The following is a 25,542-nucleotide window of genomic DNA, read 5'->3' as shown; positions in this document are numbered from 1 at the left end:
GCAATTATTAAGTTATTAATTAACCACAACAGCGCAAACTAAAGTTCCAGATATCTCTGTTGTTCAAATCAGGAAAACAATATTATAGCCACCTATATCTGGTTATCAGTTGAAATCTCTAACTTTATCGCACCTTGCCGCAAAATTTGCCAATTTATCCCTGTCCATTTAGCAACGGTGGAAGGTACACCCACCCCTAGTATTTCACCCTGGTATTTTGTGGTTGCTAGAGTCAGAACCTTGGGAAACTGAACCTCAATTTCTGCGATCGTTTGCAAAGGCGGTTGACCGGAAAAATTAGCGCTAGTGGTGGCAAGAGGGCCTGTTTGCGCCAAAATAGTTTGGGCGATCGCATTGTTTGGGACTCGGACGCCAATTGTTGTCGGGTCGATGGGGTTCATAACTTTTGGCAGGCGATCGCTTGCTGGTAAGATTAATGTCAGCCCTCCTGGCCAATATTTGCCTGCTATTTCTTGCCAAACTTTATACTCTTTTTCATTACCTTTAACATACAGCCACAAATCTTCAGCACTAGCAGCCATCAAAATCAAAGGTTTGTCTTGACTGCGTTGCTTCGCCACAAAAATTAATCCTGCTTTTTCTGGTATCGCTGCAAGTGCAGGAACAGTATCCGTGGGAAAGCTCACCAAAAGACCAGCGCGTGCGCCAGCTATTAAATTTGTTAGAGAAACTTGTGTCATGTTTACAAAGTTAGGAGTGAGAAATTTTATAACTCATAACTCATCACTCCTAACTTTTATAAGCAAGGGCAAAGCGTTCAATTCCAGCTAAATCAGCGTGAATTTGAATTTTACAATAGCTACCTTGATTTTGCAAAAGTTCTCGGACTGCATCCGCCTGTCCTGCCATCATTTCAATTAACCACACCCCACCAGGTTGCAAATAGCTGGGAGAAATTTCTATCAAATGGCGAATGCAATCTAAGCCATCGGTGCCACCATCCAAAGCTAGATGTGGTTCATGGTTAACTACTTCTGGTTGCAAAGTCGGTAAGGTACTGGTGGGGATGTAAGGGGGATTAGATACCATACCACTGAACTGACCTTTGAGAAATGCCAGTGGCTCCCACCAGGAACCTTGATAAAATTTAATCCGGTCAGCAAAACCCAAATTATGGGCGTTGGCTTGGGCGATCGCCAGAGCTTCTAAACTGTAATCAACTGCATGAATTGTTGCTTTTGGCAAGACATCTGCTAATCCGACGGCGATCGCTCCACTCCCAGTCCCCAAATCCGCCCAATGTCCTGACACACCGCTAGCAGCTGCTAGAGCTAAATCAATTAAGCACTCTGTTTCTGGTCTGGGAATTAATACCGCACTCGACACCGCGATTTGAAAGTGACGCCAAGGTGTAACTCCAGCAATATACTGCACTGGTAAGCGGTCATTTAATCGCCTCTGCCATAACTGGTCTAGCTCTTCTAAAGGCAACTGCATCTGAATTTGCGGCCAGTTTTTAAAAGACTCCAAACGCAGTGTCAAGCGGTCTAACCCAGCTATCTCTTGCAGCAGCCAATCTACCTCCATTGGTGGCACATCAGTGGCTCCTGCTGCTTGGTGAGCTGCATTCCGCCACTGCCAAAGTTGTAAACCAGAAACTATCAGATGTTTCTCCCCCATGCCTCAACCTTGGAGTGCATATCCGTTATTTTTTCGGAGCGGGCGCAGCAGCAGGCCTGGCAGCTGGTGATTGATTCGGGGCAAGCGATCGAATAAAATTGATTGACTCTCTTGATGGATAAAGAACAATTTTATTTATACCAGGATCGTTGCTGCTATTGAGAGCCTCCATAACACCGTACAAATCCACCACCTGAATCTCAGTATTGTCTGCTTCCTTTGGCACGGCTTTTTTGAATTGGTCTAACAGAGCCACTGCTTGCTCTTTCTCAAAAAAGAATGGGATTAATCGCTCGTTGCCTTTGGGGACGGGAATGGTCAAATAGCTATTATCTTTCTTAAATTTGGGTACAAATAAGGGAATACCATTGAATTGCTGCCCTTTTTTACCATTTTGATTCAGCATACTAGTTGCTGATGCTATTTGTTCTTGCGTCGGTACTAAAGTATAAATTATAGAGTCTGATTTCTTTTTGCTTTCTTGGAGTATTTTATAGTAGTCTGCCAAGGACAAAGGTCTGACCTGTAGCGTGCTTGCCAACTGAGGGTTTTCTTTTTTGAGCCGATTGTCAAGGAATTTTTGAGCATCTTGCTTGCTAATAAAAAATCCCACTTGAGAGACAGGCTTGGATGCGTTGTTTCTCGAAAGAACTACGAATTCGCCTTTAGGATTGGTGAGCGTGAATATAGGTACTTCTTGGAGCTTTTTCACTACCTGATCTTGTGGCAACGCCATTGCCTCTAGATTGTCTATTCCTGGTAGATTGCCTATTCCTGAAAGTCCCGCTAAAAATACACTGCCAGCTATACCTAATGTTGCGCCCAAGCGAATAAATGATTTCATGACTGCTCCTCGCATCAATAATCCAATTAAATTAAACAAATGGTTGGATTTGCACAGCACCAACTAGCTTTAGTTATATAGCAATCTATTTCAGTTGTAAAAAATTCATTGTGCGCCTTGAGGTTAAATGTTAACCGTCAACGGTTCAAATCCAATATTCCACAACTATTTAGGGTTGCTATAGTATAGTATTGTTTTCCCAAATTGACTCTGCTAAAGTTGTGTTTTTCTCGATTTCGCTTTGCTATTCATCACGAAATGCTGTAGATGCATATTATATGTCTATTTCAAACAGCGAAAAGTCTCTCTGGATCTCGGTCTTGGAAATGATAAATGCCATTTTACCGGCTTTTTCTAATATCGCGTGACGCTATTAGTTAATCAATCGTTCCATCTGCGCTTGCTTTAATATCTTCTCAAATTTATACAAAGCTCAGTGTCAGGAACATCTTACTGCTTAAGAAGGAAATTTGCCTGTTAGGCTTTAACAGCAAACCCAACATCATAACAGCCTAATTTCTCTTCTGCCTAAAAATGTACAATTTAATTGCACATCTTACCAAGAAAACTCTAGTTAATCCACCCTAACTGTTAACTATATTAATTAAATCGGGATGACAGGATTTGAACCTGCGGCATCCTGCTCCCAAAGCAGGCGCGCTACCAAGCTGCGCTACATCCCGGTTAGACTTATCTACTTTTTGGGGTTTAGTTTAAATTTCCCACCAAAGCGATCACGCTTTACCAAAAGTATTAACTTAATTATATCAGATAACACGCCTCATGCCTAATATATTTTATTTCCTGTAAAGACGATTAAGATTACATCCTTACACTGATAAAGGTTTTTTGCCGACTTAGTTTTACAAGATATATACTTGCGCCTTCGTCGGCTGAAAAAAAGCAAAACCACATCAAAATAATAGAGTTTCACTATTATACCTGATTTTCTTGGGCAAATCTGGTTTTATTTTGATTGAGCGCTAGTGAGGATACCAGAACATGCCTTTAATACCTTCCGGATCAGCCATAAACCCCATAGTTCGGTAGAAATCTACAACATGGGGGTCGGCGAAGAGAGTGACATTACTAATTTCTTCACTCCTAAGTTTTTTGAGAACGTATTTCATCAATGCTTTGCCCAGTCCTTGACTTTGAAAGTCTGGGTGAACCACCACATCCCAAATAGTGGCATTAAACGCGTGATCTGAGGTAGCGCGGGCAAAACCAATGAGCCGCTTTTGGTTTCCTCTCACCTGCCACATTGAGGCAACAAGAAAACTATGCTCAATAGCTTTTTTCACTTTTCTTAGAGGACGACGCGACCAACCAACTGCATCACAGAGTTCTTCTAGCTCATACAGGTCAATATCTCGCTCCGTGCTGAAGACGATGCGAGCCTCCTTTAAAGAAGCTTCGCTAATGCTGCTGGGGTTGGAGTTGCCCGCAGCATCCACTGTATGTTCTTCAAAGGGGTTTGTCCTACTTGTCGCTACAGATTCAGGAGTACTAAACCAAGTTTTCCAAAAACCCATGCCAACGTGGTTCGGGTAGTATAACTGAATTGGTTTCCACTCTCAGGAGTGTTGATTCACGTTTAACATGGCTACTCCCATTTACTACCCCTTACACTCGAAGTTTTTCAGTTGTTTTCGGGATTTGCAATGGTAACAGGCAGTTAGAGCGTGTTTCACACCAATCATTTTCAACTTTAGCATTTTGTTGCAGAGGCTAGGAGAAATTCACCAAAAGGTAAGGATATAAGCAATTAAAAATTCACTCATTCAAAATTAACTCATTCAAAAACTAAAAACCTAATCCTGGCAATTGCTCGTATAGAGCTTAAATGCACGTTAGCTTAGGAGTGAATTGTATACAAGAGATTGAGTATTTAGGAAAATTCTTCCTTAATCCCCAGTCCCCAGCCCCCAGCCCCCAGCCCCCAACATCCAGCCCCTAGTCCCCAGGTGACGAAAGCAAGCGAGTCTTACCCTTAACAATGGCTTCTGGTTTAAAATCTTCGACACTGGAACTCCTAAAGCGCTTTAACCGAGCGTTTCCCCAGTTTTATGAGCAATTCGTCAGCAGTGAGATTCAACTGCAAAATTTGCGCCTAGCCTACCGTCTCTATAAAACTAGACGCGCTGTTATTGAGCTGAAACCGGAAGGTAGCAAAAGTGCCCTGCATTTTGCTTACCGCAACCAGTCTTTTCTCCTCAGCGATATTTTTGGTGTGCTAGCAGCTTATGGGTTGACTATCCACGGTCTAAGTCTATACGGTCAGATCCGTCCGCCGATGTTAGTTTTTATCAAACTGTTGGTGTCTCGTGGTAGTAAAGCCTTGACCGAGAAAACCGCAGAAAATGTCTGTCGCGCCATTCGTGAGGCTTTAGGAGGTAGGTTTGAGGTAGAAGAGATGCTAGCAGTGGAATTCAATCTTGACACTGGCTTAGAGCAGGTACAAACCGAGTTCTATGTCGATCCGGTCTTTCATCTCCCTGCCTTAGTGATTGAAGCCGATAATCAACCAGGATTATTCTACAAAGTGATGTACGCCATCTGGCAGGAAGACCTGCTGGTAGTCAATGCCAATTTACTGGTTTGGCGTGGACGTACACGCCTAATTCTTTACTTGTTGGGGCCAAATGAAAGCCTCATTCCTGAATATCTCGGTCACAAAATTGCTGAAGGGGTGCGACAGAGGTTGCTGGGTAAATGAAAAAAGTTATGAGTTATGAGTTAAAAATTAACAACTCCTCACTCCTAACTCTTAACTCCTAACTCTTCGCATTCCGTATTTAGTCGCACCCGCCCTTAGGGGTACGATATAAGTATGGCAACTATTGAAATCTTGGGCGTTCCACACGCATACGAGCTAACGGCTCCCACTTCCTGCCCCCATGCTTTAGTATTTATCCACGGTTGGCTCAATAGCCGTGGGTATTGGCAACCTGTGATTTCCCGCCTATCAGATGATTTGCAGTGCCTGTCCTATGATTTGCGGGGTTTCGGTGAATCCCAGTCCCAGGTAAAAACCGATTTTAGTCGGGCACAAACGTCTCTGAGCCTGATGCCCATCTCCAGTAGTGCTGTTGGCTCACCAATCGATTCTCTTTACACTCCTGTTGCCTATGCTCAGGATTTAGCAATTCTCTTGAAACAGCTGAATATTAACAGTGCTTGGCTAATTGGTCACTCCTTGGGAGGCACGATCGCTCTCTGGGGAGCAGAGCAAATACCTGAATGTGTTAAGGGAGTCATCTGTATCAACGCTGGTGGTGGTATTTACCTCAAAGAAGCCTTTGAGCAGTTTCGCTCGGCGGGTCAGAAATTTTTGCAAGTCCGTCCGCGTTGGCTGTCCCAAGTGCCTTTGATTGATTTGCTCTTTACCAGAGCCAGTGTGGCTCGTCCTTTGGAGCGCTATTGGGCACGTCAGCGGCTGATTGATTTCGTCGTGGCTGACCCCGAAGCATCTCTGGGAAGTCTGTTAGACTCCACAACTGAGGAAGAAATCAATCGTTTACCTGAGCTAGTATCCCAATTGAAGCAGCCAGTTTATTTTTTGGCTGGTGCCGAAGACAAGGTTATGGAACCCAAGTATGTGCGCCATTTAGCTAGCTTTCACAGACTGTTCCAATATTGTGGTGACAATGTTTTGGAAATTCCTGATTGCGGACACCTGGCTATGTTGGAACAGCCGGATGCAGTGGCTGATCACATCCGGTCGATTGTCAATAGTCAATAGGTCTTGGGCATTGGGCAATTCAATTTTGGATAATGGAATTGACGATAGCGCAGCGTAAAGCCTGCGGCATGGCAACTCTTAGAGAGGCTGCGCCAACGCTTAGAGCGAGTCCGCGTACCCCTACGGGGAAGCAAGCTAGCAAGAGCGTCTCGTAAGAGAGCGTCTTTTGGATTAAATTTCAATTCTTTAATCCAAAATCGTTCGACTGAGCGTAGCCGAAGTCTAAAATCTAAAATTCTTGCTCCCCTGCCCCTCTGCCCCTTACGACTTCGGGTGATACAACTTCATCACTTGGGTAAGCGCTAACCTAGACTCAACGCTTAGTGTGAAGCGAGATGTATGACCACAGGATAGATGGTCAGCGGCGGCACAGCCGATCATGGCGGCGTTATCGGTACAGAATTTCAAAGGTGGGAATAGGACGCGTAGGTTATGTTCAACGGCGGCGGCTTGGAGATTTTTTCTCAACCCGCTATTAGCTGCTACACCGCCACCAACAGCAATTGTGTCTAGACCATAGTCCAGGGCACAGGCGATCGCTCTTTTAGTTAGCGAGCGCGCTACGGTTTCCTGAAAACTAGCCGCTACATCCGCCACTGGTACTTGTCCACCATCTTTCTCTAAGTGCTGCACTAAACGCAATACAGCCGTTTTTAACCCACTAAAACTCGTATCGTAACGATGAAATCCCCCACCAGGTAAAGAAACTTTTCCTTCTGGTAGGCTAAAGGCTTGGGAATTCCCCTGTTGTGCCAACTTGTCAATCACTGGGCCACCCGGATAACCCAGCTTTAACAATCGTGCCACCTTATCAAAGGCTTCACCCGCAGCATCATCACGGGTTTGTCCCAGTGTTTCGTAAATACCACAACCTTTGACATAAATCAAGCTTGTATGTCCGCCAGAAACTAATAAACTCAAGAAAGGGGGATTTAAAGTTGATTCGCTCAAATAAGTTGCGTAAATGTGACCTTCGAGGTGATGAACTCCCAAAAATGGTTTGTTGTGTACCATCGCCAGGGTTTTGGCAGCAGTTAACCCCACCAACAGCGCTCCTACCAGTCCTGGGGCACAAGTGGCGGCAATTGCGTCAATTTTTTCCCAGTCTAGTTGGGCTTGCTCTAGGGCTTGTGCGATCGCAACATTTATCGTTTCCAAGTGCTGGCGAGATGCTACTTCCGGTACTACCCCGCCATACTGCTGATGGACTAGAATTTGCGAGGCTACAATACTACTGCAAACTTTACGATTGTTAACAATTGCGACGGCAGTTTCATCACAGCTGGTTTCTATTGCTAAAACGGTTGCCATTGAGAGTGTTGAGTCTTGAGTGCTAGGTGCTGAGTCTTGAGTAGTAGAGACAAAATCTTGCTTCTTTACTACCCTACAACAACAATTCTTATCCTTGGCACTCGTGACTCAGCACTCAGCACTCAGCACTCAGCACTTCATTTTGGTTGAGAAGCTTTAACTTTTATTTACTTAAACTTTACTCGGTCACCACCCAAGAGTATGATGACTTTCTAGTTATGCAAATAAACAACTGTACAAGCCGCTTCGTTTTGTACAAAAAACTTCTTGTTTTGTAGTAAAAGGAAACAACTCCATGCGACGATTGTTTGCTTTGATTTTAGCGATTTGTCTTTGGTTCAACTTTGCCTCCCCAGCAAAAGCTTTAGGGGCTAATTTGACACCGTGCAGGGACAATCCCGCTTTTCAACAGCTAGCAGCTAATGCCCGTAATACCACCGCTGACCCCGAATCCGGGATAAAGCGATTTGAGCGTTATTCTCAAGAACTGTGTGGTCCTGAGGGTTACCCCCACTTGATTGTTGATGGTAGTCTAAATCATGCTGGTGACTTCCTGATCCCCAGCATTCTGTTCCTCTATATTGCTGGTTGGATTGGTTGGGTAGGTCGTGCCTACCTACAAGCGATCAAGAAAGAAGGCAACAACGTGGAATTGAAAGAAGTAATCATTGAAGTACCTTTGGCACTGCCAATTATGCTCTCAGGCTTTACTTGGCCCGTAGCAGCCATAAAAGAATTTCTGTCTGGCGAATTAGTAGCTAAAGATACAGAAATCCCCATTTCGCCACGCTAACCTTTGCTGCAACTTTTGATTTATTTAGGAGAATGATTCATGCAACAGAATTATTTCGTGAAATATCTATCCTTGGGACCAGTTTTACTTTTTGTCAATTTGGTTTTTACAGCCGTTGTGTTGATTTTATTTAACTACTGGTTTCCTGACCTACTTTTCCACCCATTACCATAAGCTGAAGATAGGATTAAAAAATTTTGTTAGCTATTAGTTGACAATTAACTACTAACTACTAACAAAATAGTTCTATGAAACTCGTAAGCTGATCCCAGCATCACGAGTTTCATAGTTTTGAAAGCAGCTAAATTAATTTTTCTAAACTTCCCAATCAAAAAACATCTTTAGCCTCAATTATTATTAATATAAAAATGCCACCATTTTAATTTAGAGGCGAACATAAAAATATGGCACAAGCAGTAGATGCATCAAAGAATCTTCCCAGCGATCCCAGAAATCGGGAAGTTGTTTTTCCCGCATTCGGCGATCCACAGCTAGGCAACCTAGAAACCCCGGTTAATGCTTCTCCCTTGAGCAAGTGGTTCATTAATAACTTACCTGCCTATCGTCAAGGTATTAGCCCTGGTAGACGTGCGGTAGAAGTTGGCATGGCTCATGGTTACTGGATATTTGGCCCCTTTGCCAAATTGGGTCCACTGCGGGACTCAGCTGATGCTAACTTAGCTGGATTATTAGCAGCCATAGGCTTGGTTGTTGTCCTCACCGGCGCTCTATCCCTATATGCGAATAGCAATCCGCCCAAAGCACTTCCTAGCGTTACTGTACCCAAACCTCCAGCAGATGCTTTTAACTCTAAAGAAAGCTGGAACGACTTTGCTTTTTCTTTCTTGATTGGTGGTATTGGTGGTGCAGTAGTTGCTTACTTTTTGACTAGCAACCTAGCATCAATTCAAAGTTTGTTTGGTTAATTTAGAAATCAGAAGTTAGGAGTTAGGAGTTAGGAGTTCAAATTCCTAACTCCTAACTCCTAACTTATTTAAACAAAACTGCTTCAATATCATTTAAAGCAGTTTCAAAATCGTCATTAACGATTTGAATATCAAATTCGTCTGCGGCTTGAATTTCTACTTGGGCGCGGAGTAGACGACGGGCGATCGCTTCTTCAGAATCTTGGGCGCGATCGCGTATTCGTCTCTCCAATTCATCAAAGGAAGGCGGTAAAATAAAAATGCTGAAGGCACTGGGGAAGGAAGCACGAATTTGTCTTGCCCCTTCTAACTCAATTTCCAGCACCACCAACTTGCCGGAATGAATTTGGTTAAGTACAGCTTCACGCAAAGTACCGTAATAGTTACCAGCAAATTCTGCCCATTCCAAAAATTCCCCTTCAGCCACTAATTTTTCAAACTGACTACGGCTGATAAAGTAATAATTTTTGCCATCGATTTCCCCTGGACGGGGAGAACGAGTCGTCACCGATACAGAATAATACAGTTCTGGATGACGTTGTAGGAGCGATCGCATTAAAGTACCTTTACCGACCCCACTGGGGCCAGTTAAAACAATCAATCTGCCTAGATGTAAGCATTCTTCGGTAGTAGCATTACTCTGGATGGGTAAAACTGGCATCATCCCTTCAACCTGTGAATCAATCAATAGATATTATTCATTAGTCTTGTGTTCCTGGCCAAGTCCACTATTGACTAAAGAATTTCTAGCATGAGTGAGAGAAAACTTATCTAATTCAGATGGTACTGCCGATATGGTGCAAAGAAGAGTGAGAATAACCCACTGCTAATTAATTATCTACAGTCTGATGATCGCGGGAAATCACAAAGCGATTTGCTACCGTTTCCGGCTGAATCGCTGATAGAATTATGTGGCTGGAATCGGTAATAATTACAGCTCTAGTCCGACGACCGTAAGTTGCATCAATCAGTTGACCTCTGTCCCGTGCATCGGTAATAATCCGCTTAATTGGAGCAGACTCTGGACTGACAATGGCAACTACTCGGTTGGCAGACACGATGTTACCAAAGCCGATGTTGATTAACTGAATCTCCATAAAAAAACTGACGCCAAACGTGGTGTGAGAAGCATGAAATAAACTTATTCCCATGTTATCGCCAAAAAACGGGAGTCACAACGCTTAAATTCAAGCCAGTCTTCGTTTTTAAATAATGTCTGCTTTTTTTCGCTGTTTATCAGCTATATTTCCTGAAAATATTCCTAAAGATATAGGCGCAATTTCACTGATAGAAGCTAGTTGGGTGATGTAAATTTATTTTGTTTTAAATAAGTATCTAACTCAGAAATTGATGCAGGGTAAAATCGATTGGAATCGCCTCGCTTTAACCGTGCTGGCTCAATACAATGTCGGTGCAGCTCAATTAGTATTCTTGGGTCATGGCGAAAATGTAACGTTTAGCGTTGACACTAGAGATGGTGAAAATTCTGCTACTTTTAAAGTACTCCGTATTCATCATCCGATCGCCCAACTGAGCGATCGGATCTGGCAACAACACGCCGTCATTGAGTCGGAACTGATGTGGCTGACTGCTTTACATCAAGATACTGATTTGGCCGTCCCATACCCCTTGCAGAACATCAGTGGCACTTTCATTACCTCTGTAGCAATTGATGATACCAGCGCAACACTCAACTGTACGCTACTAAACTGGGTCAATGGTTCACCCCTCGACAGCGAACCTACATCGACGCAGGCTAGGCGAGTCGGGGAACTTATGGCTCAGTTGCACCAGCACGCCAGCCTTTGGGAATTGCCTTTAGGCTTCACTTCACGCGACCAAAATACGACTGGGAGCAACTACACACCTCACTCATGGGGCTGCGATCGCTAGTAGATACTGGTACGATATCTGTTACTGATTTCGCTGTGCTTGAGAATGTGGTTCAGCAAATTAGTAATGTGATCACAGCACTAGAAAAAACACCTACCAATTGGGGTTTGATTCACGCAGACCTGAATGAAAATAATTACATCTTTTATGCAGGTGAGGCGCGGCCCATCGACTTTTCCTGTTGTGGCTTCGGCTACTACCTTTGTGACATTGCCCATACCCTGTTGCATCTGTTTCCCGAAAACCGTATGATCGTTCCTCAGTGGCTATCAAAGCGTGCGTCAACTGCCTGATGAGTATCAGAGGATCTTGGAGGCGTTCTTTCTCGGAGCAACGGTAAACAATTTTGCTTTTTTGGCGTCGCAGCCAAATGAACACGATTACTTATTAGAAACTGTACCCTACGTTACTGAGAGGTTATGTAGCAAATATATTCAAAGCGAAGCATTTTTGTTCGAGTCATAGCTATTCTGCTTTGATATTAACGTGAGTTCGACGAAGTTCAATTTTGTCTCCCATATTCACAGCACGCATCCGTCGTACACTTCCAGCTTGACAATCGCGTAACCAAGTATTAACCGCTTGGGCAACAGTGCCGTTACTACTATCGCGTGGCGGAGACAGTGGCTGCTGTGCTGAATGGGAACCAGTTTGAGAAAATACCATCACTAAACGCCAACCAGTTTTAGTTTTAGTCAACAACAGCCAGTAGAATTCCTCCAATTCTACCGCTTTCTTGCCTATGTACTGCCGCTCCAAGGTAGTAAAGAAAACTTGCTCAACTCCTGATGCAGAGCTTTTAGGCGCGTCTGCACTATATTCTTCAAGGTTAAGGGGCAGAGGAGTAAACTCAGGTCTTCCTGCCACTAACATATAACTGTAAACATCACTGCTTCTACTGAGGCGGCGGGCGCGTTGACTAACGCGATTGGTATAACTAGGTAAATCTTCCAGTAGCTGTATAGTAAATGTTTCTAAATTTTGCTCAGAACACAAAGACCTCGCCCCACCGTTGACATTTTCCCTTTCTGCTAGCACAGAGGGTTTAGGGGTGAGGTTTATCGATAACGCTGGGTAAGCAAGGCTATTTGATCCTAAAACCCAGAAGCCACAAGCTAAAAGCCAACTATAATTTTTCTTCCTGAGCGAAGAGGTAAGATTGTTCTCCCCTACACCCTGCATCCTATTCCCCGGTTTCTCACTGACTTTTAGCTTCATGCCACCGTGGTTAACTCCTCAGAAATCCTCTTCCAGGCTAACTCCGGCTCAGTAGCAGTAGTAATGGGACGCCCAATCACTAGATAATCTGCACCAGCAATGATTGCTTGTGCTGGGGTGAGCGATCGCTTTTGATCGCCTTTATCTGCCCACGTTGGTCTAACCCCCGGACAAACTAGCAAAAAGTCATCTCCACAAGTTTGCCGTAGTTGTGCTACTTCTTGGGGTGAACAAACTGCCCCATCCAATCCTGCCTCTTGAGCCAGCAATGCCATTTCTAGGGCGTATTCTGGTAATTCTAAAGGAATCTTTAAATCAAACGCTAGCTGTCTTGTAGAAATGCTCGTTAACAAAGTAATAGCGATTAATTTAGGCGGTTTTACCCCTGCTTGGGCTGCCCCTTCTTGTGCCGCTTCTGTTGCAGCTTTGAGAGCATCTATACCACATGCAGCATGGATTGTCAACAGATCCACGCCATAACTAGCTGCACTACGACTTGCACCAGCGACTGTGTTAGGGATATCGTGAAACTTTAAATCCAGGAAGATGCGTTTTTGCCGAGACTTTAGCTGTTTTAGAATTTTTGGGCCAGTGCTGGTAAATAACTCTAAGCCTACCTTCCACCAAACCACTTGCGGAAGTTGATCCACAAGAGCGATCGCACTTTCTTCATCTGGCACATCCAAAGGCACAATAATTCTTCGTTCTGCGTTCATCTCTGGTTTACCATTCCCCATTTAGGGCACTAAGCGCACAAACTTATTTTTTCCAACTTGTAAAACCTTACCTTGTAACTCAGCCGGATCAGCAAAAGTAGTATCAACATCAGTAATGCGATCGCCATCTAAGCGCACGCCACCTTCTTGAATTTTCCGCTTTCCTTCACCTGTACTTTTGCATAAGCCAGTGACATTGAGAATATACGCTAACTTAGTAGGAAACTGCTGCACGTCAACTAGAGAGAATTCTGGAACTGCACCATCCTTTCCGCCGCTTTGGGCTGCTTCTTTTGCCTCTTGGGCTGCTGTTTCGCCGTGGTACTGTTTGACAACTTCCCATGCTAGAAGTGTTTGGCAATCGCGGGGATTTTCTGGCAGATTATCCAAAGGTAAATCCGTCAACAGTTCAAAATACTGCTCCAGCAGATGATCTGGAACTCCTTGTAACTTCTGATACTTTTGTGCCTGATGTTCCGACAACCCGATATAATTACCTAAAGACTTGGACATTTTTTGCACCCCATCCGTGCCAATCAAAATTGGCAGCAGCATCCCAAACTGGGGCTTTTGACCAAAATGTCGCTGCAAATCTCTGCCCACAGCAATGTTAAATTTCTGATCAGTCCCTCCCAATTCCACATCTGCCTCAACGGCAACGGAATCAAAACCTTGCATTAACGGGTATAGGAACTCATGGATAAAAATCGGATTCTCTTTTCTATAGCGATCGGCAAATCCTTCCTTCGCCAACATCTGCCCCACCGTCATCGTGGAGAGTAACTCCAAAATTTTCTCTAAGTTGAGCCCAGAAAGCCATTCGGAGTTATAACGCACCTCTAACCTTCCTGGTGTGTCAAAATCCAAGATAGGACGTACTTGGTCAAGATAAGTCTGAGCATTGTGCGCTACATCTGCTTCTGTAAGCTGACGGCGGACTTCAGATTTCCCAGTCGGATCACCAATGCGTGCTGTAAAATCGCCAATAATCAGAACTGCTATATGGCCTGCATCTTGAAACGCTCGCAGTTTCCGTACTGGTATGCTATGACCGAGATGAATATCAGTACCCGTAGGGTCAATCCCCAATTTGATCCTCAAAGGTTGGTTTGTAGTTACCAAGCGCTTTTCTAGACTTTCACTGTTAACATCAACTGGTTGTGGGAAAACTTCTACTACACCACGACGCAGCCAAGCCAAATCTTGCGTCATACTAGAAAATTCACTATTAGCTATGTTTTGCACACTAGAAGTTAAGTTGGTTATATTCACTGGCAATTTATCCGCTTTCTCATCTGCCAAACTACTATAATTGCAAAAAATTAACCGCCTTGCTTCGTCCAATCAATTACAGTTAACTTTACAAGTGAGGAAGTGAAATCGCCGTGTCGTCTTCTAGGACTTTTGAAGATAAACAGCCACAACGTCGGGCTTCATCAGGTTTTGAGTTTTTGAAAGGAGTCGGTCAGGTTACTGGCGGTACTCTCCTCTCAATCACCATGCTGGCAAGTTCCATTGTAGCCGGAGGACTGGTTGGTTTAGCCATTAGTTTCCGTAATTTGCCAGATGTGAGACAGCTACGTAACTTCTTTCCCTCAGAAACAACTTACATCTATGACGTTAAGGGTAAACTTTTAACGAGTATCCACGGGGAAGCCAACCGGGAAGTCGTACCCCTGGATAGAATTTCCCCGAATTTAAAACGGGCGGTATTAGCAAGTGAAGATAGCCACTTCTACGATCACCACGGGATTAACCCCACTGGTGTTGGCCGGGCTGTAGTAGTTAACGCTGTGGCGGGTGGAGTCCGAGAAGGTGGCTCTACTGTTACTATGCAATTGGTAAAAAACCTGTTTTTGTCTCACAAGCGTGCCTTTACCCGGAAGTTAGCGGAGGGGGTGCTGGCAATCCGGTTAGAGCAAATTCTCAATAAAGATCAAATTTTAGAAATGTACCTCAATCAAGTTTATTGGGGTCATAACAATTATGGTGTACAAACGGCAGCCCGCAGTTACTTTAATAAGTCAGCAGAATATTTAAGCTTGGGTGAGTCAGCAATGATGGCGGGTTTGATCCAAGCACCAGAAGAATTCAGCCCGTTTGTGAGCATGAAGCTGGCAAAACAGAAAGAAAAAGAAGTGCTAGGACGGATGCTGGAATTAAACTGGATCAACCAGTCAGAGTACGACAATGCGCTCAAGCAAGAAATCAAACTTGGTAAAATCAAATCCTTTCAAGGTAGTGCCCTACCTTATGTAACCAATACCGTAGCGCAGGAATTAGCTAAAAAGTTTGGGCGTGAGACACTACTCAAAGGCGGGATGCGGGTGCAAACTACGGTTGACGCCAACTTCCAAATGATGGCAGAGGAAACCGTCACCAAGTGGCATAAAACACTTTTAGAGCAGGGATTATCTAAGAATCAAATGGCTCTGGTGGCAATTGATCCGCGCACACATTTTATCAAAGCCCTGGTGGGCGGTATAGATCCAAAGACCAGTGAATTCAATCGTGCAACTCAAGCTCAACGCCAGCCCGGATCTTCTTTTAAACCATTTGTATATTATACTGCTTTCGCTACTGGTAAGTTTTCACCAGACTCAACGGTGGTAGATGCTCCAGTCAGCTATCGAGATGGTAACGGTTGGTACTTTCCCAGAAATTATGATGGCAGTTTTAGGGGAGCGATGCCAATCCGCACAGCTATAGCTCAGTCACGCAACATTCCTGTAATCAAGGTTGGTAAGGCTGTGGGGATGAATAGAGTGATCGAAACTTGCCGTACCTTGGGCATTATGAGTCCGATGGAACCTGTTAGCTCCCTGCCTCTTGGTGCAATTGGTGTCACACCTTTGGAAATGGCTAGTGCCTATGCTACCTTTGCTAATTATGGCTGGCAGTCACCACCAACTGTAATTGCCCGTGTCACCGATAGTAGTGGTAACGTCTTGCTAGACAATACTCCTAAGCCTCAGCTAGTTCTCGATCCTTGGGCATCAGCAGCAATTATTGATGTGATGCAATCGGTAATTACTGAAGGTACTGGTAAAGGTGCTGCTATAGGCCGCCCAGCCGCAGGCAAGACGGGAACAACATCATCAGAAAAAGATATTTGGTTTGTTGGTACTGTGCCACAGTTAACAACTGCTGTCTGGGTAGGGAGAGACGACAACAAACAATTAGCTGACCATGCAACAGGTGGTGTTATGGTCGCTCCCATCTGGAAAGATTTTATGCAGAAGGCACTTAAGAATGTACCAGTAGAAAACTTTAAGTCAACTTCTCAGTTTTCTCGCCCCAAGTCACAATAATTTGAGATTTTAGGCCGCACCTTTGGTGCGCTGACAGCGCAACTTAGATTTTGGATTGGCAATTAATCCAAAATCTAAAATCTAAAATCTAAAATTGACTAAACCTGTTTTTCTAGCTCGGCTTTCATCCGTTCTAAAGTGAGGTTCATTTGGTCAAACATTTGTTGCGGAGTGACACCAAACTGACCTAATTGGGTTTTCATCTGCTCTACTGTCATTTGTGCCATAAAATCTTCTGATAGCTCGAAGCGCTTCATAAAGATGCGATACCGATCCATCATGGCTTCCATTTGCTCAATAAACACCTTTTTGCCCTCGCGGTCAAATTTGCCGTAGCCGTTACCAAGCTTGATCAGCGCTTGATAATTGTCAAACAGCTGTTTTGCTTCTTGCTGAACTATCTCGGAATCGAAGAATCCCATATTGCTTATATTAAACTGAGCGCCCAGACCCAGTAGCTTAATAGTTTTACTTCTATTTATTATTTTAGTCTAGAGGAGTAATTTAATAACGAAGCTTCGGTTTTAGCACGGTTTTTTACCGAAATTTCAACACTTGACTTGAGAAGCTTTCCACTGTGTAAACCGACTTAATAAAGCCGCAATACTCATAGCTTTAGCCATTGATTTAGGATTGGTGTTTTCACCCGGTTGAATTTTCAGTCTGGGAGCGTATTTCAAAGCTAGTGAATTTTGCGGGTTTAGTTTTAATGCTTGACGGATGTAAACCCTAGCCATCCCTAGAAATTTCTGTTGGATATGTACCAAACCTAATAAGGCATAAAAGTCGCTGTTATTTGGCTCTAACTTGATGGCATCACGCAGTTCTTGTACAGCTAACGTCCAGTTGGCTAGTCTGACGTACTCAATAGCTCGCTGGTAGTGACGTTGAGCGTAGTCTGTCAAAACTGGTTTGAGATTAGGTTTTTCATCTAATGTCAATTCAACTGGCTTGACTTCTACCTCAGGGATAATGGGAACAGTTTTTTGCGGTAGTAACAGGTCTGGTCTATGCAACCGTAAGTAAACTAAATTCAGTATACTAATCTGTTGCGTCACCTGATAAAACTCATGTAGTGATTTGTATTGAGCTTCTGCATAGCAGGCGATCGCTTCTTCGTAAAACAATTCTGCTTGGGGTGGAGACATTTCCATAATTTCCTCAGCTATGGCACTTTGAGAAGACAAAGCTTGCTGCTGTAAGGCTCTTACGTCTGATCGCAGCATGGCTATGGCAATAAAGCGCTTGTGCCGATGTTTCAGGTGTTCATAAGCCGGATTGATTAAACGGCTAAATATTGCCGTTGCTAATTCTTGGTCGGGATTGCTGCTTTTGGTATAGCAATCGGGATGGAGAAACTTCGCTAAAGTGTGATAGCGTTTGCAAATTTGACGATCATCAGCACTCACAGAAATTCCTAGCACAGCGTAAGGATCACAAAGCTGTTCAAGCCATTTTGGCGGTAGAAAGGTCTGTGACATCGTAGTAATCTAGATCCGTTATAAAACTTAAAATTAGCATCAAAGCTCAATGCATAGTCATGTGAAACCTACTCAAATTTACTTAAAGAGTCAGTGTCCTATAGAAGTATTTGCAGACTTTACCGATAAGTATGAAATTCAGATATAAACTCACTACTACCGCTACGCGTAATTTGTAATGGACTACGCCCGGCTACGCTAACGTAATTTGTAATTCGTAATTCTTATACTGCAAGCGTTTCATTGATTGGGAATGGGTGGTTTATTTCCGCGGTACTGTACTAGCTACCAAATCTAGCTTTTGCACATAGTTCCCCTTATGACTGTGATTTGGTAGCAGTTCGACATACCCATTACCATAAATCGAAGCTGTCTTACGATTTAGTTGACTAGAATAGATTCATATAATTGCTGGTAAAGTAAAAATTCTGTAATGCTTAATTTATCAAGGTGCTTTACTACTATGGCTGTCTTGTTGTAGAAACTGTGGTACTGGTAGATTTATTATAAATATGTTAACTAAGCGCAAAAGCCGAAGTGTTGCTGCTGTTTTAGCTTTTTCTGGCACATTGACAATTTCAGGATTGCATAAATTTTATCTGGGACAGCCTCTGTGGGGTATTTTGTATGTTTTGCTTTCCTGGACGCCTATCCCCAAGGTAGCTAGTGCCATTGAGGGAGTTTGGTATTTAGCCCAAGACGAAGAAGCTTTTGATCGTAATTTTAATCTAGGCAAGTCAGCGGCAAGGAACTTACAGGGGGTGAGTAATCAGGTAGGAGCGATCGCTGACGCAATGCGTGAATTAGATGCTCTGCGCCAGGATGGACTGATTTCAGAGTATGAGTTTGAGCAAAAGCGCCGCCAATTGCTAGACCAGATTTCTTGAGGTAAGTGACAATCATGAATAACTGGCTACCTTTAAACTCAAGATTGCAAAAACTCCGGGCCAAGCTCCTCAACGATCCTTACTATCGCTTACAATCTGGGGAAGAAATTCAGATAGCGGCAAAATTAGGTATTCGCATTGATGCTAATCAAGCGACTGTAGATGATTGGTTACGTTTACCGGGTTTGTCAATTCACCAAGCGCGATCGCTTGTAGAACTTTCGCGTTCGGGTGTTAAATTTTACTGTATTGAAGACATTGCCGCGGCTTTGGCTATACCAGCGCCGCGGCTAGAGCCATTAAAGCCTCTGCTGAATTTTATTTATTATGACCACGAATCTCTAGAAAATCCGACCCATTTAGTCAATCCGAATACAGCAACAGTTGAAAAGTTAGCACAAATTCCATTTATAGATTTGTCTCTAGCACAAGCAGTAGTTCAAAATCGGCAATCAGTTGGGCCTTACCATAACCTGGCTGATTTCCAGCGGCGGTTGGAGTTACCTGGTGATACGATCGCCCAGATGATGTATTATTTAAGGTTTTAAATTAAAAGTTAGAAGTTTTAAAATAACTCCTAACTCTGCCAATTTTAGATTTTGAATCGCACCTTTGGTGCGCTGACAGCGCAACTTGGATTTTGGTGAAGCAGCGCGTTCTTCTCACATTGGGAGAGGCTAGCGCCTGCCGTAGGATGCCCGAACGCAAGAGCGTCTCCTGTCTTGAGAAGGGCTGTAGGGGGTCTCCCCCATGAGCGACTGCACCAAGCCGTTCGCGCAGCGTCTCCCCTTGGGAGAAGGGATTGAAGGAAAAATCTAAAATCTAAAATCTAAAATCCAAAATTGATTAAATGAACCCAATGCGGTCGAGAGGCCAAAAGCGAAATGTTGCTCGACCGATGATATTTTTTCTGGGTAAAAAGCCCCAATAGCGAGAGTCATTACTATCGTTGCGGTTATCGCCCATAACAAAAAACTCATCTTCTGGAACTTTCACTGGTCGATATGGTTGATTTGGTGGTTCAGCGATGTAGTCTTCTGCCAAGGGTTGACCGTTGAGATAGACTTTGCCAGAAGCAACACTAATTACCTCACCAGACTTGCCAATAACCCGCTTAATGAAGGCTTGGTCTTTGGGATATCCTCGACGTTGTAGTTCTGCGGGTGGCTGAAAAACAATAATATCCCTAGTTATCGGCGGGTGAAAATGGTAAGAGATTTTTTCAACTACCAAGCGATCGCCAGTATGTAAGGTAGGCAACATCGAATCAGAAGGTATAAAGCGGGGTTCGGCGATAAAAGTCCGGATCAGGAATGCCAAACACAATGCGATCGCAATCAAAATCAGATTTTCTTGCCAACTACGCCATACTTTTAACGACGCACGCTCTTGTTTTGCATCACTTTCGTGAGGAATCATAAAAGTTTCTAGCCAGTTTCAGAAGTGGGACAAATACCTTGATTATTTTGACTCAAAAGGTATACTGATAAACAAGCTGGGTACTGCATAAACCCATACAGATATTAAATAATACAGTTATCGCATCTACCAAAGACAAGCAAAAGTACTGTAAATAAAGCATGACCTGTTTAATGCAATATAAGCTAATGATTAGGATTACTAGATAGATAATTAAAAATCCTAATTCTAATTGCTGCAATTATAAGGCAAGTTATTAAATAATTTTCAGTTTTGCTTTCTCCTGCTAAAAAAGTTAGTTACCGATTGGTAGAGCGATACAGCCAGTCGGTTTTTTCTTTGAGCAGAAAATTGGTCGTTGAATGGCAAAGAAGTTTACCACATGTCTGACAATATCTGCTTTACTTTACTGAAAAAAGGCAGAGGCAGTCTTGCTAGAGGCTGAGTTGAAATAAAATATATTTTGATCTGTATTATTAAGTTATATTACATAAATTTAAAAATTTAAATGTATTTTTAAATACAAAAATTTGGCTTGGTTAAGTGTTCTTAGTAAAAAATATTACACCTAAACCGATAATTTAATGCTTCAATAGTATAGATGCCATACTATTAACGTAAGTTGCTAGTTAGTGCCACGGATGGTATTAGCATCTGACAAAAACATTGATTTTTAGTATTGTGAAATACTAAGTTTTCTGATTGTGTACTTAAAAATAGGCGTTTTTTGATAACTAGCAACTTGGGTTATTACGATTTTAACGACTTGCCTATTATATATGCGATTATTTTCCGTAATTACACGGTGACAGGGCATATGAAATTGTACTATATAATTAAGATATAAATTTCCTTAATTATCTAGAAAAACATTAACAGACAAAAAGCCACTAGCAATTTAGACTAGAGTATGAGCATCAAAAATAGAACTAAACTGCCGAGAAGATTATTTTTGCTGAATAAGTCAAAAGTATCTAAATTAACGAATAAGTGCCCCTTGGCAATGAGAAACCATATTGAATCAATTTTCGTCTGTCTATTTCATAGAAAGTACAAGGTAACATTCTGTCAGTTGGAAATTTAACTTTTTCTTAAAAAGGAAGCAATCACAGTAGGCAGTAGAATATATCTTATCAAGAATAGAGCTAATAGTTTACTAGACTCTTTTTTGAAAAATACCTCGCCTCTTGTAAGTAGTTTTGGATGTTAATCAAATAATTCACTAAGTTGTAAATTATACAACTTTCTTCTCAGAAGTCTGACGATAAAAACTTCAACCTGCAAAAAATAAGTGCAAATTGTAGGTGCGAAAGTTTAGCTCATCTTATTTGTAAAGCTATAAAACTTGAAAGGATTATGCTGCCTTACCAGTGAAGTGAAAGGCAGTAACTAATTCAGAACTCTATTAAGAGGATTTTGGGGTGTGATTAATTGTCTAATTGTGCTCCTTCTTAGAGCTAGCGGTAAAAATGTGGAAGTGCAGACCTTGCCTTTTATGAATGGGTTGATATTAGATAGTACCAAGTATTGTATAAGCGTTCGTCCAAATCTAGAGCATCTAGATTTCAGTTAAAGCCGTATAGTCTGTCTTCTCGATTCTAAATTTCCGTTAGTCCCAATTCCAATTTTCAGGATTACCAGAAAGTAACTGGTATCTAAATATATAAAAAAATATGCTATAACGTACCGTCATCACCGAGGTTGATGGTTTGATCTTTGAAGGAGCTATGAGGTGGAAAACAATAAATCGTTTCTGTGGCCAGAAGGAATATTAATTGCGTTACTTGCCTTAGGTGGTGTTTTTAGCGTTGCTTTCATGATGCTTCTAAGACCAAATGCTTCGGAAGCTCAGAGTAGACAAAGTATAAATGTAAAAGATGTAGCTGCAAACGTAGGAACTCAGCAGCGCATTGAGAAATTAAAGGCGGCGATGCTTACAAGCTGGCAGCAAGAAGCACAAACAAAAGGACTATCTTACGCTATACCACCACATTTTCAAGGGGCAATAATTGCAGCCGCAAAACTCACTCAGGGTGAAAAAGTGATTGCTCTAACCTTTGATGATGGCCCATGGCCTCAGAGCACAGAGCAAGTGCTAGATATTCTGAAATCAAATAATATCAAAGGGACATTTTTTGTCGTCGGGCAGAACCTAAAAAATTATCCAGAAATAGGAAAGCAAATTGTCGCTCAAGGTCACGTCATTGCCAACCATACTTGGCATCACTGGTATCACTTCTTTAATCCACAAGCAGCAGCTTATGAAATTGATCGCACAACAGACTTAATTTATCAAGTTACAGGTGCTAAAACAAATCTGTTCCGACCGCCTGGTGGCATCATGCACAATGGATTAGCTGCTTATGCTAAAGGGCAGAAATATACTGTAGTGATGTGGTCAGCTGACTCCACAGACTACAAATTACCAGCTGTACCAAAGTTGATCAATAACGTGATTAAAGATTCCAAACCTGGTGGTATTGTGCTAATGCATGATGGTGGTGGTAACCGTTCCAGAACTGTACAAGCTTTACCAGAAATTATTAGCTACTTTAGAAAGCAAGGCTATCACTTTGTTACTATTCCAGAACTTTTACAAATAGAAGATACAGACCAAAAGTTGCTCGTTAACAAAAAGTAATAATTATTAATTATCGGTAATTGGTTAATAGTAATTGGCTAAAAAATAAAATTATGTTTTTTGGTTAAGATGCATTATTTGTGACTTGAGTTTAGACTAGTACGCCACGGCGTAAATAGAGCAACCATTTAAAATCCCTAAAAAGCCCATTCCATAATACTTTTGACTTTTGACTTTTGACTTTTGACTTCCGCCTTGCGGTACTAGTTACTTTTTCACTTACTCTGTTTTTTAATAGGATTGAGCGATCGCTCCCAGCGACTAAACGCTTGGGAACAAAGCAGTGTCAGAAATAAATAAACCAAGGCAACAGTGGCGTAAATTTCAAACGAGCGATAGCTTTCTGCTACAATCAGCTGCCCCTTGCGGAACAACTCTTCAAAGCCGATGACAGCAACTAAACTAGTGTCTTTGAGCAGGCTAATGAACTGATTGCCAAGGGGTGGCAGCATCCGCCGCAGGGCTTGAGGAAAGATCACATAGCGCATCGTTTGCACTGAACTCAAGCCCAGTGATTGGGAGGCTTCTGCTTGCCCCGGCTCAATTGATTGAATACCTGCGCGGACAATTTCCGCAATGTAGGCAGCGCTATTGAGACTTAATGCAATCACCGCTGCCACCAGACGATTTAAATTCAAGGTGAAACCAAAAGTTTGGGCTAAAGCAGGCAACCCAAAGTAAATCATAAAAATCTGCACCAGCAACGGCGTTCCTCGGAAGAAATCCACATATGCTCCCGCACAAAAGCGCAAAGGCAAAGCAGGAGAAAGGCGAACAATCCCAATCAGTGAACCGCCGACTATTCCCAGCAATACTGAGAGTGTTGTGAGTTCAAGAGTCACCAAAGCCCCACCCAGCAGGACGGGTAGTGACTTGAAAATAATACTTAGTGAGGTAAATAGCTCAGATACGCCTTTTTTGCTAGTCTGGTTTTCAATGAGCGATTTTTCTGGGAGTTGTGGCGGTTGAATACCAAACCACTTTTGGTAAATTTGGGCGTAAGTGCCATTTTTCAGCACCGTTGCCAGACCTTGATTAATCAGGTCTAGGTTAGGCGATCCTTTGGGTGTGGGAATGCCATAGAATTCTTCTGTAAGCAAACTGCTGACTACTTTTAGTCGGTTCAGGTTGCCACTCTTTATGCCGTATAAGATAACGACTTGATCGTTAAGAACGGCATCGACATTGCCGTTGATTAATGCCTGAAGAGTTAAGGGTGAATCATTAAAAGTGCGAATTTCAGATCCAGGAAGACTTTTAGCCTTAAGTGCGCCGGTGGTTCCAATTTGCACACCAATAATCTTGTTTTTAAGGCTGGCGAAATTGGTAATATTTTGATTGTCTGTGCGTGTGGCGATCGCTACGCCCGATTTGAAGTAAGGACGCGAGAAGGAAATTATCTTCACCCGTTCAGCAGTAATTGCCATAGCCGCAACTGCCGCATCTACAGTTTGCGTCTGCAATGCTGGAATCATACCAGCAAAAGGCATATTTTGGTACTTAACTTGAAAGCCAGCAGATTGCGCGATCGCATTCATCAAGTCAACGTCAAAGCCTTGCAACTCACCAGTTGCAGATTGAAACTCAAAAGGCGGAAACGTAGGTTCTACTGCCACCGTAAGTGTTTTACCAGCAGTGGAACCGTTCGTGAAACTACAACCTGAAAGCAGAAATAAACAGCTTAAGCCAAGAATTAGCCAACGGATAACAGTCAATCGAGCCATATTTTTTAGATTTTTCTCATCTCTCCATTTCATTCAAAGGATAATTGCTCATTCCTTCAGATGATGAATTTCGAGACAACAAATCGTATACAAAAAACCAGGTTAAAGAAACCGAGTTTTTGACTAGTTAAGCATAATTCCTGCGATCGCAATCAAATTTTATCAACTATTTTTAACCTGTCACACATAAGGGAGAGGCAATAAATGTCCAACTTGCCCAATATGTTCCAACGAACTTACTTGAATAGTCAGTAGAGGCATCCGGAACAAACCACTCAGGAATCGCTTTTTGCTGTGCAATTTTTTCTTCCAAGCCAATCTGTAGGCACAGATTTTCGTAAACAATGTTTGCCTTCGCAGTTTCCAGCATTTTTTCTACTAACTTTTGTAGCCATTCCGCTCGAACAAACAGGTTATGATCTGGATGGTTGCCATAATTAAGTCCGACAATTATCACCACATATCCTTTGTCGCTTATTATATTGTCCAGACAAAATTGAATAATTTCCTGCTCATCCTTGTGTTGTTGGCTTTCCTTATCAACGGTATGATATATCATCCCGCATAGTACCACTGCATCAAACTTTTTATTTTCTGTAGCAAGTTGACGCAGAAACACCCATAAGTCTTCGCACACAAAGGTTCTGTTGGGGTATAGGTTTAAACAGTATTTAATGGCATATTCACTGTGATCTACGCCAACGTAGTTGCATTGAGAAGGTAGATATTTGAGCAAAGCCCCATTTCCACAGCCCAGATCCAATAAAGAGAATGACCTTTCTTTAAAAGCATCCTTTAGAAAATGAACTGGTAGTGTATAGCGGGTAGCATTTTCTGGCTGTTCCAAGTAGGAATAACAGTCTGATTGAAAACGTTCTTCTTCAGACATTTTGTATTCAAGGTAATTATCTTCCATTTTGTAAGGATGTCAAATGAATGGTGTCAAGAGCGGAAACTTGTAAACTACCTTCTCGGTAATGGTTTTAGTGGTG

General features: G+C 42.6%; 26 protein-coding genes and 1 tRNA gene. 11 read left to right on the top strand and 16 right to left on the bottom strand.

Going from position 1 to position 25,542, the window contains the following annotated elements; translation table 11 throughout:
• Positions 1 to 92: 92 nt before the first annotated feature.
• The 5 genes from V7K49_RS06275 to V7K49_RS06255 all read right to left on the bottom strand — a co-directional run bounded on the left by V7K49_RS06275 (position 93) and on the right by V7K49_RS06255 (position 4,020).
• A complete protein-coding gene (locus tag V7K49_RS06275) occupies positions 93 to 701 on the bottom strand; it encodes an L-threonylcarbamoyladenylate synthase (RefSeq protein WP_334873969.1) in 609 nt (202 codons plus the stop codon).
• 49 nt (positions 702 to 750) lie between these two features.
• Positions 751 to 1,641, bottom strand: coding sequence for a peptide chain release factor N(5)-glutamine methyltransferase (prmC, locus tag V7K49_RS06270; RefSeq protein ID WP_334873971.1), 891 nt, complete (start codon positions 1,639 to 1,641; stop codon positions 751 to 753).
• Between the two features lie 25 nt (positions 1,642 to 1,666).
• Positions 1,667 to 2,485 (bottom strand): Tic22 family protein, encoded by an 819-nt coding sequence (locus V7K49_RS06265; protein ID WP_334873973.1) that lies wholly within the window; start codon positions 2,483 to 2,485, stop codon positions 1,667 to 1,669.
• 609 nt (positions 2,486 to 3,094) lie between these two features.
• Positions 3,095 to 3,168 (bottom strand) — tRNA-Pro (locus V7K49_RS06260).
• A 300-nt stretch (positions 3,169 to 3,468) separates the two neighbouring features.
• Positions 3,469 to 4,020, bottom strand: coding sequence for a GNAT family N-acetyltransferase (locus V7K49_RS06255; protein ID WP_273763853.1), 552 nt, complete (start codon positions 4,018 to 4,020; stop codon positions 3,469 to 3,471).
• A 464-nt stretch (positions 4,021 to 4,484) separates the two neighbouring features.
• Here V7K49_RS06255 and V7K49_RS06250 point away from each other — a divergent pair, with 464 nt between their 5' ends.
• Both V7K49_RS06250 and V7K49_RS06245 read left to right on the top strand, forming a co-directional pair.
• Positions 4,485 to 5,204, top strand: coding sequence for a hypothetical protein (locus V7K49_RS06250; RefSeq protein ID WP_012410214.1), 720 nt, complete (start codon positions 4,485 to 4,487; stop codon positions 5,202 to 5,204).
• 114 nt (positions 5,205 to 5,318) lie between these two features.
• Entirely contained in the window at positions 5,319 to 6,230 is a 912-nt protein-coding gene (locus tag V7K49_RS06245; protein WP_334873976.1) for an alpha/beta fold hydrolase, read from the top strand.
• Positions 6,231 to 6,491: 261 nt separating this feature from the next.
• Here V7K49_RS06245 and tsaD read toward each other — a convergent pair whose 3' ends face one another.
• Positions 6,492 to 7,541 carry a tRNA (adenosine(37)-N6)-threonylcarbamoyltransferase complex transferase subunit TsaD gene (gene tsaD / locus V7K49_RS06240; protein WP_335204894.1) on the bottom strand — a complete coding sequence of 350 codons (1,050 nt, stop codon included), beginning with the start codon at positions 7,539 to 7,541 and terminating at the stop codon, positions 6,492 to 6,494.
• Positions 7,542 to 7,836: 295 nt separating this feature from the next.
• Here tsaD and V7K49_RS06235 point away from each other — a divergent pair, with 295 nt between their 5' ends.
• From V7K49_RS06235 to V7K49_RS06225, 3 genes are all read left to right on the top strand, one after another.
• Positions 7,837 to 8,334: a Photosystem I reaction center subunit III gene (locus V7K49_RS06235; RefSeq protein WP_335069632.1), complete on the top strand. Its 498-nt coding sequence runs from the start codon at positions 7,837 to 7,839 to the stop codon at positions 8,332 to 8,334.
• A 39-nt stretch (positions 8,335 to 8,373) separates the two neighbouring features.
• A complete protein-coding gene (locus tag V7K49_RS06230) occupies positions 8,374 to 8,508 on the top strand; it encodes a Photosystem I reaction center subunit IX (RefSeq protein WP_334873982.1) in 135 nt (44 codons plus the stop codon).
• A 230-nt stretch (positions 8,509 to 8,738) separates the two neighbouring features.
• A complete protein-coding gene (locus V7K49_RS06225) occupies positions 8,739 to 9,260 on the top strand; it encodes a photosystem I reaction center protein subunit XI (protein ID WP_334873984.1) in 522 nt (173 codons plus the stop codon).
• A gap of 64 nt (positions 9,261 to 9,324) precedes the next feature.
• Here the strand turns inward: V7K49_RS06225 and gmk are convergent, their stop codons facing one another.
• Positions 9,325 to 9,924, bottom strand: coding sequence for a guanylate kinase (gmk, locus tag V7K49_RS06220; protein WP_334874521.1), 600 nt, complete (start codon positions 9,922 to 9,924; stop codon positions 9,325 to 9,327).
• A 166-nt stretch (positions 9,925 to 10,090) separates the two neighbouring features.
• Entirely contained in the window at positions 10,091 to 10,357 is a 267-nt protein-coding gene (gene remA, locus V7K49_RS06215; RefSeq protein ID WP_273769630.1) for an extracellular matrix/biofilm regulator RemA, read from the bottom strand.
• 253 nt (positions 10,358 to 10,610) lie between these two features.
• Here remA and V7K49_RS06210 point away from each other — a divergent pair, with 253 nt between their 5' ends.
• Both V7K49_RS06210 and V7K49_RS06205 read left to right on the top strand, forming a co-directional pair.
• Entirely contained in the window at positions 10,611 to 11,153 is a 543-nt protein-coding gene (locus V7K49_RS06210) for a phosphotransferase enzyme family protein (RefSeq protein ID WP_334873986.1), read from the top strand.
• The gene (locus V7K49_RS06205; RefSeq protein WP_335204893.1) at positions 11,135 to 11,446 is read left to right on the top strand and encodes a phosphotransferase; all 312 of its coding nucleotides are present in this window, start codon (positions 11,135 to 11,137) and stop codon (positions 11,444 to 11,446) included. Before V7K49_RS06210 ends, V7K49_RS06205 begins: the two co-directional genes overlap by 19 nt.
• A gap of 172 nt (positions 11,447 to 11,618) precedes the next feature.
• Here V7K49_RS06205 and V7K49_RS06200 read toward each other — a convergent pair whose 3' ends face one another.
• From V7K49_RS06200 to tyrS, 3 genes are read right to left on the bottom strand one after another with little or no spacing between them, the layout of a single operon-like run.
• Entirely contained in the window at positions 11,619 to 12,335 is a 717-nt protein-coding gene (locus tag V7K49_RS06200; protein WP_334874523.1) for a hypothetical protein, read from the bottom strand.
• A gap of 32 nt (positions 12,336 to 12,367) precedes the next feature.
• Positions 12,368 to 13,087, bottom strand: a complete 720-nt coding sequence (gene pyrF, locus V7K49_RS06195) for an orotidine-5'-phosphate decarboxylase (RefSeq protein ID WP_335204892.1) — start codon at positions 13,085 to 13,087, stop codon at positions 12,368 to 12,370.
• Positions 13,088 to 13,108: 21 nt separating this feature from the next.
• The gene (gene tyrS / locus V7K49_RS06190) at positions 13,109 to 14,359 is read right to left on the bottom strand and encodes a tyrosine--tRNA ligase (RefSeq protein WP_442948641.1); all 1,251 of its coding nucleotides are present in this window, start codon (positions 14,357 to 14,359) and stop codon (positions 13,109 to 13,111) included.
• A gap of 113 nt (positions 14,360 to 14,472) precedes the next feature.
• Here tyrS and V7K49_RS06185 point away from each other — a divergent pair, with 113 nt between their 5' ends.
• On the top strand, positions 14,473 to 16,398 hold the full coding sequence (locus V7K49_RS06185; RefSeq protein WP_334873994.1) for a transglycosylase domain-containing protein: 1,926 nt from the start codon (positions 14,473 to 14,475) through the stop codon (positions 16,396 to 16,398).
• A gap of 98 nt (positions 16,399 to 16,496) precedes the next feature.
• Here the strand turns inward: V7K49_RS06185 and V7K49_RS06180 are convergent, their stop codons facing one another.
• Positions 16,497 to 16,820, bottom strand: coding sequence for a DUF1825 family protein (locus V7K49_RS06180; protein ID WP_334873995.1), 324 nt, complete (start codon positions 16,818 to 16,820; stop codon positions 16,497 to 16,499).
• A 126-nt stretch (positions 16,821 to 16,946) separates the two neighbouring features.
• Positions 16,947 to 17,879: a J domain-containing protein gene (locus V7K49_RS06175; RefSeq protein ID WP_335204891.1), complete on the bottom strand. Its 933-nt coding sequence runs from the start codon at positions 17,877 to 17,879 to the stop codon at positions 16,947 to 16,949.
• A 512-nt stretch (positions 17,880 to 18,391) separates the two neighbouring features.
• Here V7K49_RS06175 and V7K49_RS06170 point away from each other — a divergent pair.
• Positions 18,392 to 18,766, top strand: coding sequence for an NINE protein (locus V7K49_RS06170; RefSeq protein WP_334873999.1), 375 nt, complete (start codon positions 18,392 to 18,394; stop codon positions 18,764 to 18,766).
• A 14-nt stretch (positions 18,767 to 18,780) separates the two neighbouring features.
• Positions 18,781 to 19,314: a ComEA family DNA-binding protein gene (locus V7K49_RS06165; RefSeq protein WP_335204890.1), complete on the top strand. Its 534-nt coding sequence runs from the start codon at positions 18,781 to 18,783 to the stop codon at positions 19,312 to 19,314.
• Positions 19,315 to 19,612: 298 nt separating this feature from the next.
• On the opposite strand, the gene lepB is transcribed toward V7K49_RS06165, so the two are convergent.
• A complete protein-coding gene (gene lepB / locus V7K49_RS06160; RefSeq protein WP_335204889.1) occupies positions 19,613 to 20,185 on the bottom strand; it encodes a signal peptidase I in 573 nt (190 codons plus the stop codon).
• Between the two features lie 1,732 nt (positions 20,186 to 21,917).
• Between lepB and V7K49_RS06155 the strand changes: the two genes are divergently transcribed.
• Positions 21,918 to 22,826, top strand: a complete 909-nt coding sequence (locus tag V7K49_RS06155) for a polysaccharide deacetylase family protein (RefSeq protein ID WP_335204888.1) — start codon at positions 21,918 to 21,920, stop codon at positions 22,824 to 22,826.
• Between the two features lie 215 nt (positions 22,827 to 23,041).
• On the opposite strand, the gene V7K49_RS06150 is transcribed toward V7K49_RS06155, so the two are convergent.
• Both V7K49_RS06150 and V7K49_RS06145 read right to left on the bottom strand, forming a co-directional pair.
• Positions 23,042 to 24,550 carry an ABC transporter permease subunit gene (locus V7K49_RS06150; protein WP_335204887.1) on the bottom strand — a complete coding sequence of 503 codons (1,509 nt, stop codon included), beginning with the start codon at positions 24,548 to 24,550 and terminating at the stop codon, positions 23,042 to 23,044.
• A 172-nt stretch (positions 24,551 to 24,722) separates the two neighbouring features.
• Positions 24,723 to 25,439 carry a class I SAM-dependent methyltransferase gene (locus V7K49_RS06145; RefSeq protein ID WP_335204886.1) on the bottom strand — a complete coding sequence of 239 codons (717 nt, stop codon included), beginning with the start codon at positions 25,437 to 25,439 and terminating at the stop codon, positions 24,723 to 24,725.
• Positions 25,440 to 25,542 lie beyond the last annotated feature (103 nt).

Origin of the sequence: Nostoc sp. (genome assembly GCF_036919675.1) — a bacterium.
Classification (GTDB): domain Bacteria; phylum Cyanobacteriota; class Cyanobacteriia; order Cyanobacteriales; family Nostocaceae; genus Nostoc.
The sequence above is the reverse complement of the archived record's forward strand: the minus strand, read 5'-3'. Positions and strand labels throughout refer to the sequence as shown.